17 protein-coding genes and 1 tRNA gene are annotated in these 19,422 nt (G+C 37.3%); 3 read left to right on the plus strand and 15 right to left on the minus strand.

Annotated features, from left to right (window positions below):
• Nucleotides 1-40 precede the first annotated feature (40 nt).
• A complete protein-coding gene (locus BUB91_RS06760; RefSeq protein WP_073098473.1) occupies nt 41-1,093 on the plus strand; it encodes a hypothetical protein in 1,053 nt (350 codons plus the stop codon).
• Between the two features lie 771 nt (nt 1,094-1,864).
• The gene (locus tag BUB91_RS06765) at nt 1,865-2,191 is read left to right on the plus strand and encodes a BfmA/BtgA family mobilization protein (protein ID WP_073098474.1); all 327 of its coding nucleotides are present in this window, start codon (nt 1,865-1,867) and stop codon (nt 2,189-2,191) included.
• A gap of 124 nt (nt 2,192-2,315) precedes the next feature.
• Here the strand turns inward: BUB91_RS06765 and BUB91_RS06770 are convergent, their stop codons facing one another.
• The 12 genes from BUB91_RS06770 to BUB91_RS06825 all read right to left on the minus strand — a co-directional run bounded on the left by BUB91_RS06770 (nt 2,316) and on the right by BUB91_RS06825 (nt 16,852).
• Nucleotides 2,316-2,879: a PIN domain-containing protein gene (locus tag BUB91_RS06770; RefSeq protein ID WP_073098475.1), complete on the minus strand. Its 564-nt coding sequence runs from the start codon at nt 2,877-2,879 to the stop codon at nt 2,316-2,318.
• Nucleotides 2,869-3,324: a helix-turn-helix domain-containing protein gene (locus BUB91_RS06775; RefSeq protein ID WP_073098476.1), complete on the minus strand. Its 456-nt coding sequence runs from the start codon at nt 3,322-3,324 to the stop codon at nt 2,869-2,871. Before BUB91_RS06775 ends, BUB91_RS06770 begins: the two co-directional genes overlap by 11 nt.
• Nucleotides 3,325-3,785: 461 nt before the next feature.
• Nucleotides 3,786-5,024, minus strand: a complete 1,239-nt coding sequence (locus BUB91_RS06780; protein ID WP_073098477.1) for a site-specific integrase — start codon at nt 5,022-5,024, stop codon at nt 3,786-3,788.
• 253 nt (nt 5,025-5,277) lie between these two features.
• Nucleotides 5,278-5,351, minus strand: a tRNA-Asp gene (locus BUB91_RS06785).
• A 112-nt stretch (nt 5,352-5,463) separates the two neighbouring features.
• Nucleotides 5,464-6,393, minus strand: coding sequence for a DUF58 domain-containing protein (locus BUB91_RS06790; protein WP_073098478.1), 930 nt, complete (start codon nt 6,391-6,393; stop codon nt 5,464-5,466).
• An 82-nt stretch (nt 6,394-6,475) separates the two neighbouring features.
• The gene (locus BUB91_RS06795; protein ID WP_073098479.1) at nt 6,476-7,021 is read right to left on the minus strand and encodes a ClpP family protease; all 546 of its coding nucleotides are present in this window, start codon (nt 7,019-7,021) and stop codon (nt 6,476-6,478) included.
• A gap of 294 nt (nt 7,022-7,315) precedes the next feature.
• On the minus strand, nt 7,316-7,633 hold the full coding sequence (gene trxA / locus BUB91_RS06800; RefSeq protein WP_073098480.1) for a thioredoxin: 318 nt from the start codon (nt 7,631-7,633) through the stop codon (nt 7,316-7,318).
• Nucleotides 7,634-7,840: 207 nt separating this feature from the next.
• Entirely contained in the window at nt 7,841-12,223 is a 4,383-nt protein-coding gene (dnaE, locus tag BUB91_RS06805) for a DNA polymerase III subunit alpha (protein ID WP_073098481.1), read from the minus strand.
• Nucleotides 12,224-12,421: 198 nt separating this feature from the next.
• Complete coding sequence (locus tag BUB91_RS06810; RefSeq protein ID WP_073098482.1) at nt 12,422-12,868, minus strand: ferritin-like domain-containing protein; 447 nt, start codon at nt 12,866-12,868, stop codon at nt 12,422-12,424.
• Between the two features lie 173 nt (nt 12,869-13,041).
• The gene (locus tag BUB91_RS06815) at nt 13,042-13,488 is read right to left on the minus strand and encodes a ferritin-like domain-containing protein (protein WP_073098483.1); all 447 of its coding nucleotides are present in this window, start codon (nt 13,486-13,488) and stop codon (nt 13,042-13,044) included.
• Between the two features lie 227 nt (nt 13,489-13,715).
• Nucleotides 13,716-16,151, minus strand: a complete 2,436-nt coding sequence (locus BUB91_RS06820; RefSeq protein ID WP_073098484.1) for a zinc-dependent metalloprotease — start codon at nt 16,149-16,151, stop codon at nt 13,716-13,718.
• Nucleotides 16,152-16,249: 98 nt separating this feature from the next.
• Nucleotides 16,250-16,852 carry a hypothetical protein gene (locus tag BUB91_RS06825; RefSeq protein WP_073098485.1) on the minus strand — a complete coding sequence of 201 codons (603 nt, stop codon included), beginning with the start codon at nt 16,850-16,852 and terminating at the stop codon, nt 16,250-16,252.
• Between the two features lie 546 nt (nt 16,853-17,398).
• On the opposite strand from BUB91_RS06825, the gene BUB91_RS21465 reads away from it, so the two are divergent.
• Nucleotides 17,399-17,527 (plus strand): hypothetical protein, encoded by a 129-nt coding sequence (locus BUB91_RS21465; RefSeq protein WP_262490536.1) that lies wholly within the window; start codon nt 17,399-17,401, stop codon nt 17,525-17,527.
• Here BUB91_RS21465 and BUB91_RS06830 read toward each other — a convergent pair.
• Genes BUB91_RS06830 through BUB91_RS06840 form a run of 3 tightly spaced genes read right to left on the minus strand, consistent with a single transcriptional unit; the run spans nt 17,524 to nt 19,349 of the window.
• Nucleotides 17,524-18,423, minus strand: coding sequence for a BRCT domain-containing protein (locus BUB91_RS06830; protein ID WP_073098486.1), 900 nt, complete (start codon nt 18,421-18,423; stop codon nt 17,524-17,526). The two genes, BUB91_RS21465 and BUB91_RS06830, sit on opposite strands and share 4 nt — an antisense overlap.
• Before the next feature lie 10 nt (nt 18,424-18,433).
• Nucleotides 18,434-18,880, minus strand: coding sequence for a hypothetical protein (locus BUB91_RS06835; RefSeq protein WP_073098487.1), 447 nt, complete (start codon nt 18,878-18,880; stop codon nt 18,434-18,436).
• Between the two features lies 1 nt (nt 18,881).
• A complete protein-coding gene (locus BUB91_RS06840) occupies nt 18,882-19,349 on the minus strand; it encodes a hypothetical protein (RefSeq protein WP_073098488.1) in 468 nt (155 codons plus the stop codon).
• Between the last annotated feature and the right edge of the window lie 73 nt (nt 19,350-19,422).

Below are 19,422 nucleotides of genomic sequence, written 5' to 3' on the forward strand. Positions count from 1 at the left end.
TTCTTTATTTTAAAACTTCGAATTGTTGAACAAACGTAGAATGGATCAATATACTCGTAAGAAGTTTTATGAATTAGTTTGGTCTAAGCCCTTAACTAAGATAACAGAGGAGCTGGAGATTGACTACCATACAATAGTAGCGCTTTGTAAAAAACACGATATACCTCGACCTCCATCTAATTATTGGTTGAAATTAAAATTTGGCAAACAAGCAGCTCAACCAGAATTGCCTAACTCTGATGATGAACGTATTATTTGGGGAGCTATTAATGAAGAAAATGACTCTATTTCTTGGGTCAATTTAAGAGGAAAGGCTTTAGAAAAACACTTAAAAAAAGAAATAGAAGAGGACCAAAGTCTAGATTTAAATGTGTCTCAAAGACTCAGTAAACCTGATAGGTTGGTCGAAGACTATCTAAGAATAAAAGAACAGCGAGAAAAGGCACGTAAGAGAGGTCAATACTTAAGCAGTTATGACAATCCTACAATTTCTATTAACACCTCTAAAGAACAAGAGTCTCGTGCGCTGCGATTTGTAGACTGCTTGATTAAAAATTTAAGATTGCGAGGACACCATTTCGAAATCCGGAACTACCAATATGAAATTTATATTTGCGGGGTGTCCTATCCGTTTAGTCTTCGTGAGGTTAATAAACGGGTTCCTAGAAGTGATGGATGGGGATCTGATTATATACCTACAGGAAAGCTTGCTTTAAAAATTGATAGATGGAGCGGTAAAGAATGGCAAGATCAAAAGACTCTAACTCTAGAGAATAAAATTTCTGAAATCATTGCCAGGCTTGAATATTTAGCCAAGAACGAACGTGCAGAATCTATTTATCGTAATGTAAAACACCGAAGAAATAAAATTGAATCAGAAAGGGCTGAAGCTTTAAAACGGAAAAGGATTGAAGATGATCAAAAATTTGAAAAGCTTTTACAATTAGCGGATCAATGGAAACGTGTTGAAAATCTGAAGGAATTTATACTGGTGCTTGAAAATAATCGATTAGTTGATAGTGATAAAGAGCAAGTAATCCAATGGGCAAAAAACAGAATTAAGAAACTTGACTTTATTGGTTCTATAGAATAGAATTTTAGATCCATAATTCTTCACCCCATTTCCCTCCATTCCGCAAAATAGCTTCATTACGGTAAAAGCGGTTCATTCAAAAATCTTGAACCCAATCCCGGAAAAAGGGATTACGTTCGCTTGATTCAAGTGAACTATAAAATGATTGCTCAAAAAGAGGCTGAGTCAAACTCAAAAAACTACCAACACACTTTTTCAAACGCACCTTTCCTTTTCTTGAAAGAACTAAAATTTAGTTTGAGCCGCTTTGCATAATCAGGCTCCGCTGTCGCTCTTTTTATAAAAGCTTTCCTCAATACTAAATTTTAAATCGAGGTAATCGAAAAGGAAACGCGATGGCGCTATGGAAAGTAAATGGATGCTTAGAAGCAACTATTTTTCGTTTGAATGGATATTGAAATCTAAATAATATGGAGCAACTATTTTCTATCAAACTTCAAGAAAAACGCTCCAGATATACCAAGTAAATGGTTTTTATCTTCCATAAAATTTGAAAGCATTTGATATCAAAATTAATGCGGATTTTAATTGATAACTTAGGGTGTAAAAGTTATCATTTTGAGTAGCGAAGCGGATAAAAATGAGAAGCAAGAGGATAACCCGCTGCGCGAGGTTATACAGCTTATTTATATTTGTAAACAACTGTTTTTAAGTAAGTTATTTTATTTTATAAAGTATTGAAAACAACTGCTTTGTAGTAATTTTCCGTGAAACGCTTCAAAACCCTTATAAACAGGGCGATTGATTATCCTAATCTTTAAAAACCTAGTGATGAGTAAACGATTTTCCCGAATAAATTTTCACACCGAAACAGTGGAGCGCTTTAAAAAGTATGCCATAGCAAATGATGCCAATTATACTGAAACCTTAGAGGCTCTTTTAGACTTTTTTGAGCAGAACTCCATCAGTCCGTTTGAGCCCTTTGATGATTCTAAACAGCGATTGGAAAGATTAATCAATAAACGGATGGATGGGGTAGAAGCTATATTACGAAGAATTGAAACCCAACAAACCAAACCGACCAAAGTGCTATTGGATCGGCTTTTTAACTACAAGGAAGAGGAGCAACCAAAGTTTGTTGAGCGGAAATTAACATGAAAGCAAGAAAAGAGTTTATAAACATTACTTCTTTATGTAAGCATCCCTTTAAACCGAACTGTTTTGAAGTGTAATAATTCTTAATTTTAAACAGTATGAGATGAACTGCCGTTAGCTACAATTATTAAAGACAAGCGTGCAAATAATTTGCTGTATCCTTTAAACCGAGATCTCTTAGCCTATCTAAAATTTCAAATTCATCTAAATCCGGATTTGTCCTATTCATAACAAGCTTCCTGAAAGCTTCCACTGCTTTTTCGGGATTTAAATCAATTATATCAGTTAAGAAATCATCACTAGATTTAGCGCTTAATCCAAATGAAGCCAAATACTCTTTAGGAAAATCTTTTAAATTTTCAGTCACAATAATATTCGCATTTGTTTTAATAGCGGCAGCTAAAACGTGTCGATCTTTTTCATCAGGTAATTCTAAACTTTTTATAAGTTGCTCATAGTTATTAACCATAGCATCAGGGAATGCCCTGTTAGCAACATGGATTCGTTTTAGTCTTTCCTCTTTTGGTATACCTTTCCTTTCCATTACACTATCCCATTCGTCAAAAATATGCTGACTCCATTTGGGAGTAAATAATTCATAAAAAGCAAACCAGAACATTACATCTCTAACTAGTAGCGGATAAATTACATTGGTGTCTAGCACACAAATAAAGCGAACACTATGAATCATATAGTCCGGATTCTTCGTCTGACTTCATCATTTGAATAATTAAAGCTTCCTGCTCTCTCTTCATTTGATCCTTATAAGTAGCAACATCCTCAAACTTTACCCTTCGATGTTTACCAATTTTTGTAAATGGAATTTTACCCTCCTGTAATAATTTTACTAAATGAGGTCTGGAACAGCCTAAAAATTCTGCTGCAGCCTGAGTCGTCATTTCTGCAGCTATTGGAACTATAGAAATTGGTTTTCCATCACCCATAGCTTTTAGGATTTTAGCCAACAATTTCAGGGCTTTTAGGGGAACTCTAATTTTTTCTCTAGTTTCTTCAATTTCAATTTCAGGAGATTTATCCTTAATATCTTTCAATACTGCCTCTAGCGCATTATACGATTCAAATGCTGTAGATTGTTCCTCCTTAGAGGGTCTCTTTATATTTTTTAATTCTTCCATTGTTCTAGTTAATTGATCTGACACAAAATTAAACGAAATAAACGAAATAGTCGAAATAAAAGAAAAAACTTGATAGGTGCCATCAATTCAACCCTTATTGGAATATCCATTTACAAACGGAATTTTAAGGCTGATTTGAGAAACTTTTTTTCTTTTCATAAGCAAGTTGTTAACGCGTCTTAGATTGTCAATTCTGAGGCTTTAAAACATCGTTATTTCTGAAGAGAGACTTTTATTTAAAATTGTTAGGGTGCTGAAAATAAAAAAGTTATATTTAGATTGCCATGGCATGTTTATATATGTTTTATAATGTTTATACATGTTTTATATAACGATTCACTACTTAGTGCGCTTGTTGGTGCAGTAGTAGGTCACTTCTCAATGCAGTACTTAGTGCATTTTGGTACATCTTCTATGGTTTACAAATACCATTTAATCGGATCAAACTTATTAGAGCCAACTTAGTTGACTTTTTCGGCTTTAGGATTGATTAATGTTCCTTGCTGTTTTAATAGTTCCATGTCTGAACTTATTTTAGAATCCAAAACTTTGGCGTAAATCTGGGTGGTTTTTAGGGATGTATGCCCCAGCATTTTACTCACTGTTTCCATTGGCACTCCACGTGATAAGGTTACTGTTGTAGCAAATGTATGCCGCGCTAAGTGCGTAGTTAGACTTTTATAGATTCCGCAAACATCTGCTATTTCTTTTAAATACGCATTTGACTTTTGATTGGTAAGTACGGGAAGTAATTTTTCCTGCTCCGTTCTGCAAGAGTGATGTTTGTACTTTTCTAAAATTTCGAACGCTGTTGGTAGTAGCGGAATGCTACTTAAAGTCTTAGTCTTTTGCCTTTTTGTTTTTATCCATTGTTGACCATTAATTCCTGGAATGATATCATTTGGATTTAGCTTATTTACATCGGCATACGCAAGGCCGGTAAAGCAACAAAAGAGAAAAATATCGCGTACCTGTTCTAGACGTGGAATTGAAAATTCTTTATGAGCGAGTTTATTTAATTCATCACTAGTTAAAAACTCCCGTTCCTTTGTTTTCCAATTGGATTTCCAATGAAAGAAAGGGTCTTTTTCTATATATTGATTTGCTAAGGCTATACGCATAATTTTTTTAAAGTTGACGATGTATTTTGTCGCTGTATTGTGTGCGCAATTTTTTTCGGATTTTAAATAATGCTCGAAGCCTGATATGAATTGGTAATCAATTTCTCTTAATGGAATATCACCAGCTCTTTTCAGAAATAATAAATAGTTTTCTAAATGGGTTCTAGCAGCCTTATAGCGTTGCAATGTGCCCTGGGAATATCCTTTGCCAACAAGGCTTTCAATGCGGTCATTATGTTCTTGAAATAATTCAAGAAGGCAGCGTTGCTCATCATCTTTTCCTTGATAAATATCTCTTATAATTTGAGCAGAAATAGGTTTTCCCTCTCTTGAGAGTCTATCAAAAATTTCATAGACCTTTGTTCGAATATCATCTAAGTGTCTATTGATCATACGGGCCTCTGCGCTATACCCGGTCATTTTACCTAGCTTAGGATCCCATTTGTTGGAGGCCTTGTGATGCGTTGAAAATTCACTGCGTTTAGAATTAACCGTAATTCTGGCGTAAATCGTGGGATTTTTGAGGGATTTTCTAGCTGAAGTTTTTGGATAGAAAAGGATGGAGATTGAAGTAGTCATAACTGATTGTCTTTTGATTAGGCAATCAAGGTACAAACTGCATATTTAAATTGTGTTAAAGAAATCGTGTAATAGCCTTTATTTTAACACTTTATGAGGTTGCGCGGTGAGTCTTTTTGAAGAAAAAAATGACTCACCGAATCGCGCACCTTTTTTCTGCAATTATTTGAATTTAAACGATATTATAGAAAATAAAAAAGCCTGTAAATCATATGATTTACAGGCTTTTACAGGAATTTAGACCAATTCCTAGCGGTCTGGACGGGACTCGAACCCGCGACCCCATGCGTGACAGGCATGTATTCTAACCAACTGAACTACCAGACCAATATTTTAAGAACTTTCAAGATTAGAAGTGTTGATTATTTCCTTTCTTGCGGGTGCAAATATACATCCATTTTTTAAGTGTGCAAACAATTTTTTAAAGTTTTTTTAAATGCTATAAAAACTGCCTGCGTTCAACTAAAAAAGTACTCAGAATAGGAGCGAAACCTCGCTGTATATCTGCGCTTACATAATTAATATTATACTGCGCACAGCGCAATTTTAACGCGTTAAAGTACTTGTTTACAGATTCATAATAAGCGTCTTTTAGATTTTCAGAAAAAACGTCTATACTTTTTCCGGTTTCTATATCTTCAAAACGCTTAGGCGTGCTGTCAAAATCAAAATTTAATTCCGTAGCACTATCGAAGGTGTGAAATAATACAACCTCGTGTTTGTTATACTTTAAATGCTGCAAGGCTTCAAAGGTTTTTTCCTGTTGAATCTCATTCTGAAACAAATCGCTAAACAAAAACACCAGAGATCTGCGCTTCAACTTTTCAGCTATAAAATGCAGATTTGTATACACATCTGTTTTTCGATCTTTATTGGGTTTGATTAAAACCTGATTGAGTTGGTTAAGGAGCATATGATGATGCCGCTCGCCGCCTTTTTCAGGAGCATAAAATTCAAACTTTTCAGCATAAACACTCAAGCCTACGGCATCGCGTTGTTTTTTCATCAGCTGCATGATAGCTGCCGAGGCTAAAACCGAAAACGCAATCTTATTGGGTTTATTTAAATCGCTGCTTTTTAAAGCGGGATAATGCATACTACTGCTATTATCTATAATGAGGTGACACCGCAGGTTGGTTTCTTCCTCATAACGCTTCGTATACAGTTTGTCTGTGCGGGCGTAGAGTTTCCAATCTATGTGTTTGGTGCTTTCACCTGCATTATAAACCTTGTGTTCTGCAAATTCTGCAGAAAACCCGTGAAACGGACTTTTATGCATCCCGCTAATAAAGCCTTCAACAATCTGACCTGCGAGGAGCTCCAGATTATTAAAACCGGTTATTGTATTCAGATGCGCTTGTAAATCCATATGTTCAGCAGGGCAGTATTTAGTCTCAGTTTACGGATGCGGTAAAAAAAATATCACCTGTAAACTGAGACTGCTAACTTTATTAAATGATTCCGTCAACAATACCATAAGCGACAGACTCGTCTGCACCCATCCAGTGATCCCGGTTAAAGTCTTTCATCACTTTATCGTAATCCTGACCGCAATTTTCAGCAAGAATTTTGGCACTCAATTCTTTTGTTTTCAAGATTTCCTGAGCGGTGATTTCAATATCACTTGCTTGTCCGCGAGCACCGCCACTAGGCTGGTGAATCATCACGCGTGCGTGAGGCTGAATGAAACGACGTCCTTTTTCACCTACCGAAAGTAAAATACTTCCCATACTAGCAGCAAGACCAGTACAAATGGTAGAAACTGGACTTTTTATAGATTTTATCGTATCGTAAATTGAGAAGCCTGAAGTTACATACCCCCCCGGGCTGTTGATGTAAAATTGAATTTCGTCATTGCTCAAGGCATCTAGATATAACAAACGGTCTACAACGTGTTTAGCACTCTTGTCATCTACCTGCCCCCATAAGAATACTTTGCGTTCTTCAAGCAATTTTGCATCTATACTATCTTGTGGTTTTCCTTTTTTAGTTTCCATAATTTAATTTTAAATAGTTTTAATCGGTATTCAAGTTTCAGGAAACACAACCTGAAAAGAGTATAATTCGAATAAAATTTTCTTTTTTTTATGTTGCGATGTGTCAAAACTTGGCGTTTTGACTATCTCGTAAATTTCGGTACAATTTTTTAAATCTCCCTAACAAGTATAAACAATAAACTTGTGAAATGCTTATAAATAAACAAAGCCTTGCAGGCCCGGCAAAAGCTTTTAAATAAAAAAGGTCTGACGCTAAGCCAAACCTTTTTTATTTTTAAGAAACGTTACTATAGACTATAACAAACCGTCTATCGCTTCTGTGTATACATTTTTAGGAGCAACACCTACCTGGCGCCCTACAACTTCACCGCCTTTAAACATCAAAACAGTAGGTATATTACGCACACCATATTTTGCAGCAAACTCTTGATTCGCATCTACATCCAGTTTACCTATTACGGCTTTCCCTTCATACTCTTTGCTGATTTCCTCAATTACAGGACCTACCATTCTACAAGGTCCACACCAAGCAGCCCAAAAGTCTACTAAGACCGGTTTTTCTGATTGTAATACCGCTTCTTCAAAGTTTGCGTCTGTTATTTCTAGTGCCATTTTTATTCTGTTATTTAGGTTATTAATGCAAAATTAGTCAATTATTCTTCCAAAGCTTACAAGGAGCGAATTAGATTTGACTATGTTTTTATCAGTTTAATTGATTTTAGCACATTTTTTTAAAAACGTTTTTGGGCGTGACCACAAGGGGCAGGCCCGACCATTAGGGGAACGCCGGAATAATTAACTTAGTTATTTTAAAGCCATCTAGTTCAATTTAAAACTAAACCGTTGCGCTTTCAGTTCATGTAACAACGCACTACTAATTTTCACCTTTTTCTTGCGGCTTGGCATCTGAAGGGCGATTTTTTGTTCAGACTCAAACACATAAAAATGCAGGTTGTGATCGCCACGGTGATTGAATAAAGTTTCGCGTAGTTCTTCTATACGGTTGCTTTGCACTTCTTTTAGATCCAGATTGATGGTGAGCTTTTTACTAAAGGTTTCCATTACATCCTGCAGCTGCATAAAATTATTGAACTGTATCCGCGGATCGCCTTTTTTACCGGTATCCCGATTCGTCCAGCCTTCCCGTACAAAAGCCCGCATATGTATAAACGAATTTGGAATTAAAAAGTGCCTGAATTTGAGGTACTCTTCACCAAACATCCTGAATTCAAAAGACTCTTCAAAATCTTCAACAGTAAACGCAGCCCAGCCTTTCCCATTTTTAGAAACCCGATGTTGCACGTCAGAAATCACACCGCCAATGGTAAGTTCGCGATTAAGATGCTGATCCAAATTGTTGAAATCTTTGATTTTTCCGTTACAGAAATTATCCATTTCCAACTGAAAATCATCCAGCGGATGACCACTTATATAAATACCTACCACTTCTTTTTCACGACGCAGTTTTTCCATCGTTCCCCATTCTTCACAAGGCGGAACAACCGGCTCGGGAATCTGTACTTCACTGGCTTCGCCAAACAAACTTACCTGAGCAGAATTCTCATTTTCCTGGAATTTCGCTCCGTATTTTACCGCCTTTTCTAAGAAGGTAATCCCGTCGCCTTCATCTTTAAAATACTGTGCGCGATGCGAGGTAGGAAAACTGTCAAACCCGCCGGCAAGCGCCAGGCTTTCAAAAGCTTTTTTATTAGCTGCTCGTAAATCGATACGCTTTGCAAGGTCAAAAACCGATCGATATTGGCCGTCTTTCCGGTTTTCTACAATGGTTTTAACGGCGTTTGCACCAACACCTTTTACAGCACCCATGCCAAAACGCACAGCGCCCTGATCGTTTACGGTAAACTTTCTAAACGATTCATTGACATCAGGACCCAATACTTCAAGTCCCATACGCTTACATTCTTCCATAAAGAAGGTCACCTGCTTGATGTCGTTCATATTGTTAGACAGTACCGCCGCCATATATTCGGCAGGGTAGTGGGCTTTACAATACGCGGTCTGATAAGCAATCCATGCATAACAGGTAGAGTGCGATTTGTTAAAGGCATAGGCGGCAAAAGCTTCCCAGTCTTTCCAGATTTTTTCAAGGATTTTTCGGTCGTGACCGTTTTTCTCACCACCGTCAAGAAACTGCGGTTTTAGTTTTTCCAGCAGGGCAAAGATTTTTTTACCCATCGCTTTCCGCAAGACATCGGCATCACCTTTACTAAAGCCGGCTAAACTCTGCGACAGGAGCATTACCTGCTCCTGATAAACGGTAATTCCGTAGGTTTCTTCCAGATATTCTTCCATCGCAGGAAGGTCATACTGAATTTCTTCATCCCCGTGTTTCCGTGCGATAAAACTCGGGATGTATTCCATAGGTCCCGGGCGGTACAGGGCGTTCATCGCAATAAGATCTTCAAAAACGGTAGGCTTTAAGGCCTGCATATGTTTTTGCATTCCGGGTGATTCATACTGAAAAATCCCTACCGTATCTCCACGCTGGAATAACTCATAGGTTTTTTGATCATCTAGCGGAAAACTGTCCGGATCGAGATCAATACCGTGTTTATGCTTAACCAGTTTTACGGTGTCTTTAATCAGCGTAAGGGTCTTCAGACCCAAGAAGTCCATCTTTAATAGTCCGGCTTCTTCAACAACCGAGTTGTCAAACTGCGTGACATACAGATCTGAATCTTTTGCTGTGGAAACAGGAACGAAATTGGTAATGTCATCCGGTGTGATGATTACCCCGCAGGCGTGAATCCCGGTGTTACGCACCGAACCTTCTAGCTGACGTGCGCGACGCAGCGTTTGACCTTCCAAATCATCGCCTTCCGCAAGGTTGAGCAATTCGTTTACTTTAACCAGATCATCAGAACGGAATTTCTTCTTCAGTTCAGCTTCGCTCTGCCCAAAGATCTTGGCGAGTTTAGACATATTAGGGATCAGCTTCGCGATACGATCGGCATCTCCTAACGGAAGGTCTAAAACTCGCGCTGTATCGCGTATCGAAGATTTTGCAGCCATCGTACCATAGGTGATGATCTGTGCCACTTGATTAGCCCCGTATTTATTGATTACATAGTCCATCACCCGGCTTCGGCCTTCATCATCAAAATCGATATCAATATCGGGCATACTCACACGATCCGGATTCAGGAAACGCTCAAAAAGCAAATCGTACTTAATCGGATCAATATTAGTAATCCCCAGACAGTAGGCCACCGCACTACCGGCAGCTGAACCCCGACCGGGACCAACCGATACGTCCATATTACGAGCTTCGCGAATAAAATCTTCCACAATAAGGAAATATCCGGGATATCCTGTGTTTTCAATAACGCTTAGCTCAAAGTTGAGGCGTTCTTCAATATCTGGTGTGATTTCAGGGTAACGTTTTTTTGCTCCTTCAAAGGTGATGTGTTTTAAGAATTTATTTTCACCGCGTTTTCCGCCATCCAATTTATCTTCTTCAAACTGAAATTCTTCAGGAATAGTAAACGCGGGTAAGAGTACGTCCCGGGCTAAAACAAAAGCTTCAATTTTATCTACAACTTCGGTCACATTGCTTATTGCTTCCGGCAGATCTGTAAACAGCGCTTTCATTTCTTCCGCAGACTTGAAGTAATATTCTTCGTTATCCAGACCAAAACGATATCCACGTCCGCGACCTTTTGGCGTAGCTACTTTTTCACCATCTTTTACACAAAGCAATATATCGTGAGCCGTCGCATCTTCTTTATCAATGTAAAAGGTGTTGTTAGTCGCAACCAACTTCACATCGTGTGCTTTAGAAAATTCAACCAAGGTCTGATTTACGCGGTCTTCATCTTCCTGCCCGTGGCGCATGATCTCAATATACAGATCTTCGACAAAAGTTTCTTTCCACCACAGTAAAGCTTCTTCGGCTTGTTTTTCACCCACGTTAAGCACTTTGCTGGGCACTTCACCATATAAGTTACCGGTAAGAACGATGAGGTCTTCTTTATAGCGCTCTACAATTTTACGGTCTATACGCGGCACATAATAAAAACCGTCTGTGTAGGCGAGCGATGCCATTTTTGCCAGATTGTGATAGCCTTTTTTGTTTTTGGCGATGAACACAATCTGATAGCCGTTGTCTTTTTGACTTTTATTGGTGTGATCCTGGCAGACGTTGAGTTCGATGCCTACAATAGGTTTTATTACCGTTTCTGTAGGTTCTTCGCCGGATTCCTCAAGTGCTGCATTTTTAGCAAGAGCTGCTTTGTTGTGCGCGGTTAATGCTTTTACAAAGTGGAAAGCTCCCATCATATTTCCCATATCGCTAATCGCAACAGCAGGCATTTTGTGTTTTTTTGCTGCGGCAACCAGATCGTGAACACTTGAGGTAGACTGAAGAATGGAGAATTGCGAGTGGTTGTGTAAATGCACAAAATCAACCTTGGCAAGTTGCTCTTTATTCTCTTTAATTTCCTCCTTAGAAATATCAGCCTGATCTGCTTTTTGCAGGGTTTTGCGTATTTCGTCTGAAGCTGCTTTAAGGTTAATGTGCTTTAAACCGATGAACTCGATAGGCTGTGGATTGACTTCTTGAAAATCTTCAAAATAGCCTGCAGGTACATCTAATTCTTCCTGCGTAAACATGCGGCGGCGCACCAATTCAAAAAAGCAACGGGTAGTGGCTTCTACATCGGCAGTTGCATTGTGGGCTTCGCCAAAAGGTTTGCCGAACAAATACTGATGCAGCTCAGTAAGTGTGGGTAATTTAAATTTACCACCACGTCCTCCAGGAATTTGACAAAGCTGTGCAGTGGTTTCGGTACAGGTATCTAAAACCGGAAGTTCCTGAAGTGGGTTTGTAACATCTAAGCGATGGAATTCTGCGCCCATAATGTTGACGTCAAAACCTACGTTTTGACCCACCACAAATTTGGTTTTATCCAAAGCGGCTTTGAATTTCCCTAAAACTTCCCCCAAAGGCAAACCGTCGCGTTGTGCCAATTCTGTTGAAATACCATGAATACGCTCGGCATCAAACGGAATGTCAAATCCGTCAGGACGAATTAAATAATCCTGATGCTCAATGCAGTTCCCCATATCGTCATGCAACTGCCACGCGATTTGTATCGCTCTGGGCCAGTTGTCAGAATCGGTAATGGGAGCGTTCCAGTTCTTGGGTAAGCCGGTAGTTTCAGTATCAAATATTAGGTACATCGCTGATTCTCTTTAGGTTGCTTTTCTAGGATTTAGAAAAAGGGAAAAGTTTAAAATTAAAGAAAAAGACAGGCTTTAAAAAGTTAAGTTTTGGAGAGTTATTAACGAAGGTCAAGTCCATAAAAAAAGCAATCCTAAAAATTTAGGATTGCTTTTCTGACACGCAATGGTGTCGGCTAATTCAAATAATTATGGTTTTTATGCCATAATTTCAAATGCTTTTACTTCTTCTAAAGCACTTTTAATGTTATCCCGTTGAACTATTAGAATAGACTCAGTCGTTGGCGGGATGTTAGGCTCTTTGAGAATGTTGTTGTATTCTTCGATGGCATTTTTCTCTCCACGAATGGTTTCTTCTAAAATCGCTTCTTCATTATCATTAAATACTGTTGATTTTACATTCATCCAAAGCCTGTGAGCATCTCCTGCAAGGCTTGTTCCTTTGTCTGGAGTCTCGCCATATACTTTGATTTCATTTTTAATCTGATGTCCAAAATCATAACGTTCTTTGGCTCTGCGATTAAAATATTCTTTCAGCTTATTATTTTTTACGTTTTCAGAAGCGAGTTTATAACCGGCTTCAGCATCGTAATTTTTGGTTAATAATTCATTTAACTTGTTCGAAATCTTTTCACTATACGTCATCTTCTATCTTCTTTTTAATTATCGAAACAATTTTTGGTTAGTAAGACGGATGTTTCGTTAACGTCCATTATTAATATAAGGGTTAAAGTGTCTGATAACAAATTAATTAAGAGTGTTTAACGTTGCTAGACTTACTTTAACAGTGCCTTTTGAATTAAATAAAAAATCCAAGTTTAGGCTAATACTTCTAATTCTTTAGCATCTTCCAAGGCGCTTTTAAGACTGTTGCGCTGTTTGCTAATAATGGCTTTTGTTGAGGCCGGTAGAGTGCTGTCATTTAAAATGTCTTCATACTCTTCTAAAGCAGCATTTTCTCCTCTAATGGTCTCTTCTAAAACTGCCTCGTCCTTATCTGAAGAAAGCGTCGTTTTTAAATCCATCCACAACCGATGTGCATCGCCGGCAAGACTCGTTCCTTTTTCAGGATCCTGACCGAATGTTTTTAATTCCGTTTTTAATTCGTGACCAAAATCATAACGATCTTGTGCACGACTTTGCAAGTAATTTTTAAGAGAAGTATTGGCTACTTTTTCAGCAGCATTTTTATAACCTGCTTCTGCATCATAATTTTTCTTTAATAAATCGTTGAGCTTTTCGCCCATTTTTTCTGAATAACTCATAGTTGTAATTTTTTTGGAGTCTCAATTAGTATTGAAACTACCTTCAAGTTATTGCAGATATGTTTTCGGTAGTTGTAATTAACAGGCTTTAACCTGTTTTAGGTGAAATTAACAGCTGGATTAAGAATTTTTCTGTTAAAATAATAACGCTCCTTCTGTTAAGAAGAAGCGTTAATCAAAGAATATTTTTCACTCGATAATTGAGTTTAAAATGCTTTTGAGATTATTTATTCGGTTTTAAAAGCAATGTCAATACGAGCAATTAAATCTGAATAGTGATAACGCGTTAATGTGTCTGAAGTATTATTTTTGCGTGCATTGATATCCCGGCGCAGGCGGCTCAATTCACCACGCATAAGCGGTAAAATATCAGAAATCAAAACATTTTGATTTTCTCCTGCTTCCAGATTCTTGAGATATTTTGTTGCGATATCAACATAGGTGCGTTGCAGGTTTCTGCGATACGCATCGGTTTTCTGACTACGGTATAATTCACTAAAAATACCGGTTCTTAAATCGTTTATTAGCGCTACCGGGGAATAAGCCTCAGCGCCATTAGTTTGGACATTTTCAATCATTCTGCTGATGCGTGAGTCATCTAACAGGCGATTGAGTGCATAAGTCTGAATGCTTCTAATCTGATTAATAGCTCCGCTAGCTTCAATACGATTTAAAATCTCGGTGTTTAAGAGCCATTCTGGGGTGTTGAATGCATTTTCATTTAAAAAGTCAACTGCTTCCTTCTGAATTTCCGCAGGAACCGGTTCGTAAACAGTACCGTCTTGATCTGCTGTTTTGATGGTTTCATAAACTCCACCAACATTAGTGATTACGTGATTTACATAACCTCTCCATAAATAATTGAGTTCGCGATAAACTTCTTGCAAATCATCATAGTCATAACCCTCTTTTGTGGTCCAGTCAATCAAATTAGGAACAACCCTTTTAAGGTTAGCTAATCCGTATGTGCTTGCTTTGATATTGTCGTCACCTAAGCTTTCGGTTTGAGAATGCGGGTCTATACCTCTAGAGCTCCCAAACTCATACCAGGGGTTTCCGGCTTTTTCTAAGATCCATTTATCTAAGGTTTTCTTCTCAGCTTCTGAGTTGTTAGCTTCCGGTAAGTAGCGGTAGCCCCAGTTTACTGCATACATGTCATATGGTCCCATCATACGAATGTAGCGAACACCTTTGTCTTCTGGCTGAGCTACGTAGTTAACGCGAGCATAATCCATAATAGAAGGGGTAAGGCCATATTTCTGAGTAAAAGAAGCTACACGTAGCGAGTCTGTAGGATAAGCCGAACTGGCTTTCATATTGTGTGGTAAGCCTATCGCGTGGCCCACTTCGTGAGCAATAACCATACGCATCATTTCGCCGATTTCTTCTTCAGGAGTTTCTAGTGTGCGGGCAGCAGGGTTTTGTGCTCCGGCTTCAATCATAAATCGGTTTCGGTAAGAACGCAGGTGGTTGTGATACCAAATCACATCAGACTCTAAAATCTCACCCGTTCGCGGATCAGAAACTGAAGGGCCAACAGCATTACGGGTAGTGCTGGCAACATATCTGATTACAGAGTATCTTACATCTTCTGGACTAAATTCAGGGTCCTCTTCTTTAGTTGGTGGGTCTTTAGCGATAATTGCATTTTTAAAACCGGCACCTTCAAAGGCTTTATTCCAATCTTCAATACCTTGTTTAAAGTATGGGCGCCATTTTAGAGGAGTTGCAGGGTCTAAATAATAAATAATTGGTTTAACAGGTTCTACGAGTTCGCCGCGTTTATACGCTTCCATGTCTTTAGGCTCTAATCTCCAACGGCGAAGTATTCGATAATCATCAGATTTTAAAGCTTCAGAATCATAATCGTATTTTTTAATAGTAAACCAACCAACACGTGGATCTGCTATGCGGGGTTGCATCTTGTCTTCAGGTAATAAAACCATTGACTGATTCATAAGAAAAGTAAGCGTGCTGGCCTGGTCTCTTTCTGGTGGTTCTTCGGCATCGTAGGTCATTACATGCTTGATCTCTACGTTTTGTGGGTACGCGTCAGCAGATTCTATATAGCTTCTGCTTCCGTCAAGTCTTTTAACCTTGTACTCTTTTCTTAAACGAGGAGATACCGCATTTATAGCTGCAATATCCTGAGTGAATAAATCAGTGGCATCTATCACAGCCGCTGTAGAATCTTTGCTAAAGGTCTTGATTTCTGCGCTGAAAAGAATAGGATGGAAGTTGTTAGCTTCTACAGACTTGTGAATAGGGCTTTCTTCATCGCTTTGATTTTCAAAACTGATTACTTTAACATCAATTTTATCACTGCGTCTCACCCAACGGACTACTTGTTCGTTGACTTTTGATCCTGCGTTTACATAGCCTCCACCATAGCCGGCAGGTACTTTGGCGATACGGCTTACTAGTAGCATATCTTTTCCTAAGAGCGAATCGGGAATTTCAAAATATAATTTATCGTTTATACGGTGTGTTGTAAAAAGACCAGGGTCCCTTTCTGCATCATCAGTTATGATTTCATGATAAGATTTAAACTTTGATTTTTTTAAGCTGCTTTTTTCAGAGTTTTGAGATAATGTGTTTTTTTGAGTTTTGCAGCCATATAAACTGAGTGAGGCTGCTAAGATTAGGGAAAATCGTTTTAGCATTTTAAAAATTTTAAGGCAGAATTTACTCATTAAAAACCAAAAAGGACCTCTTGAAGAAGTCCTTTTTGGTAATTAAGTGTTGATACGACTTCGTAATTTTAATAATAACTATCTAAACAAAAAACATAAGATTGTGCTACTTCTCTAAACTTGCGACTAAACTCTTTATCAAAATCTTCATTTAAATCAGAATCTATCGATTTAGAAATAAATTTATAGGACTGAATTAGTCTGGTTTTGAAAAGTTGAAGCTCTTCTTTGGATAGTTTTGTGCGTAAATTACAAGAGTAATTCTTATTTTTTACAGATAATTTTGATCCGGCTTCGAGAGTAAGAGTAACCTTCTGCTCATTTTTAAAAGTGATATTTAATGTATCACCAGCTTTTACTTCCGTAAGTTTTTGACGAGTTCCTAATATCAAATAGTTGGTGTCGTCAAGTGTTTGAAAGCCTAAGTGTAACTGTTTTTTAGGATCGAGATCTAGTTTGTTGGACTTAGAAGTTCTTGTTCGGTCAAAGTATAAGCCTTTGTGGCTACCATTAATTTGCTCAATGGTGATTATGGAATGACCGCCTAAAACGAATTGTCTGTTTTCTCCAGATTTTTGTTCCCTAATTAAATAGTTAGGAGAAAAAAGTAAGTTACGTTCTAAGTCTTTGTCTAGGTTGTTTGTGTTTTTAAAAAATTTAGATAAAATCATGTATTGAAATCAAGGCACAGGGGCAATTACTACAAAGTTAAATATCATAAAGATTCTCTTGAATGTCTAAAACAATCAATTTAAAAATCATTTTTAATAATAATGCAAAATGTATGCCCTTATAGTCAAGGTGAACATAAATTTTACATCTTTTGTAGGGGGTGTATTTTTAGCGAAACTATTAATTAGTAGAGTACATTAAAAAAAGCATTTGCAAAGATACAGAAGTAAAACGGCAAAATCATTTTAAGGTTTAAAAAGTTTTAGGTTTTTAACTAAAAAACCCTTACAATCACTAGGATTATAAGGGTTTAAGTACTCGGGACGGGACTTGAACCCGTACGAACTAATGTTCATTGGATTTTAAGTTTGAAAATCCATTCTCCAAATACCTTAAGCCCTTGCTTTTAAGTTAATTTTCATTTTTATTTATTCCTTTTTACTTCAAAACAGGTACGGTTACAGGTGTTGAAAAAACATCTTTTTTTAATAATTTTTCTACTAGTATATTGTAACTACCCGCCCCCTGATTACCTAACCAACTTAATGAGCTCACAGTCAGAGCAGGGCGATAGCTTGCGTTTATTTCTCGAGTATTTAAAAGTGAAAGATTCTTACACACCAGAAGAACAAAAGCAAATTGAAGCCGATTTTGAACGCAACTGGAAGGGTTAATTTAAATCGTCTGCAATGTCCCAGAAATCCAACTCATTAATAATTGTAAGTTCTTGACCTTTTTTTCTAAGATTTAAAGCTTTTTCTACTTTTCGACCATAGCAAGCAAAAGCCCAACAATCATTTGCATCTGCGCCTATAATCAAGTAATTTGTTTTAAGAACTACGTTTTTTTCAATTTTACCTCCTAGAGATTCAATACGATTTGAGACCTCTTTTTTGGTTCCTCTTTTAAAGTTACCAGACAATGTGAAATGAGTGCCATCAAAATTTATATCGGGGTCGTAAGCACAAAGCCCTTTAACTAAAACACTCTCAGTTTCTTCGTTAATTTTTTTCGTTAGGTCTGTATTATTAAGCTTTACGAATTCTTTGAAATATGCTTTCAGTAATATTTGTTCTTCATCATCAACAAGGCCATCCTTAAGAATTTTCAGTAAAACGGTTCTAAGTTCATCATAGGGATAGTAATTACTAAGATGCTGATTGTTATCAAGCCAAATCTCGAGCTGTTTAATCTCTTTTGTATTTATTTCACCATCTGCGAGTATGCCGTGGCAAACCCCTTGAAGGGTTTGTAGATCTGCGGTAAGGGCATCAAAGTAAACGTTGTCATCCTCGTATTTTTGACAAAGCCAAAACATATCTTGAACTGCTTCTTCCGGATTTTCATCACCACGTATAGCCATACGAATAGTGTGCATAAAATCTTTAAATGGTTCTTTTCTAATTAAATTTTGATGTTTCTCACACCATTTATCTAACTCTTGTAATTCCGCAGTATTTACTTTTTTGTCAATATTGATGCCTTGTAAGATTCCTTTTAAAGAATTCAAAGCTTTATCAGCCTCCATTTTGGCTGTATAAATACGATACGATTGATCTTCTTGCCCCATATATTTAGTTTTACCAGTTGTCTACAAATTTTAATTGATCTATAATTTCAGGGGCTTTTTCGTCTACGAGTTTTATCCAGCGTTTACGGTTTCCACTTTTCATATCTTCAAAGGTGTACTGACCATAACGCACGTCATTTACATAGAATTTGTTTAGGGTTATTCGATATTTATTTTCTTTGAATTGTACAATGGCATTAAAGTGCACTTCCATTGCACTACCCATTATTTTTTTAGTGAAGTAAGACTCTCCAGAGACACTGGAGTCTGTACTTGATATATCTGCATAACTCAGCAGATCCATTTGTTTTTTAAATTCTAAGATCCTATCAGGAACCGGTTTTGTCAAAGAATCAATGACAACTACTTCGTAGATATTAGTGTCAGGATTGAGCTTTATAGTTTGTGCTGTTCCGGAAAGTGCTATAAAAAATAGAATTATAAAGATTTTCCTCATACTATAGCTCTTTTAAAAGTTGATCAAGCTTATCACCTATTTTATTGAGCCGATTGATATTAAGGCCTTCAGTAACTCGAAGTATTTTTTGCTGATCTATTAATAGCTTTAAGACACCATCACTTAAACGTTCTAATGGTTGAGCAAGCCCTTCACTTAATTGTTGTATATCTTTTCTAATCAAAGCAGTGCTCTGATTTATTTCTGGTTTGGGATAGGGTTCCTGTTCTTCTTTAACTAAATCAGATTCATTTTTCAGCATTTCACCTTCTCCAGAAATCAACCATCCAGGATTTATTTCCTCATAAGTACGTAAAATAGTCTCTAGAATATCAGAGCCAACAGATCCGCTACTTCTAATCTGCTTACCGGTGTATCCTGAAGGCCTTCCTATACTGGCATCAAAAGCGTTTAGGCTTATGCCTTTATGCTGTCTAAATTGATCAATACGCTCGATAGTTTTGGCCATAATTAAAATAATTACGTAAAATAGTTTGTGGTTACGTAAAATAGTAGTTATGTTTGTAGTGTAAATAGAAACA

Source organism: Leeuwenhoekiella marinoflava DSM 3653 (assembly GCF_900129005.1).
Classification (GTDB): domain Bacteria; phylum Bacteroidota; class Bacteroidia; order Flavobacteriales; family Flavobacteriaceae; genus Leeuwenhoekiella; species Leeuwenhoekiella marinoflava.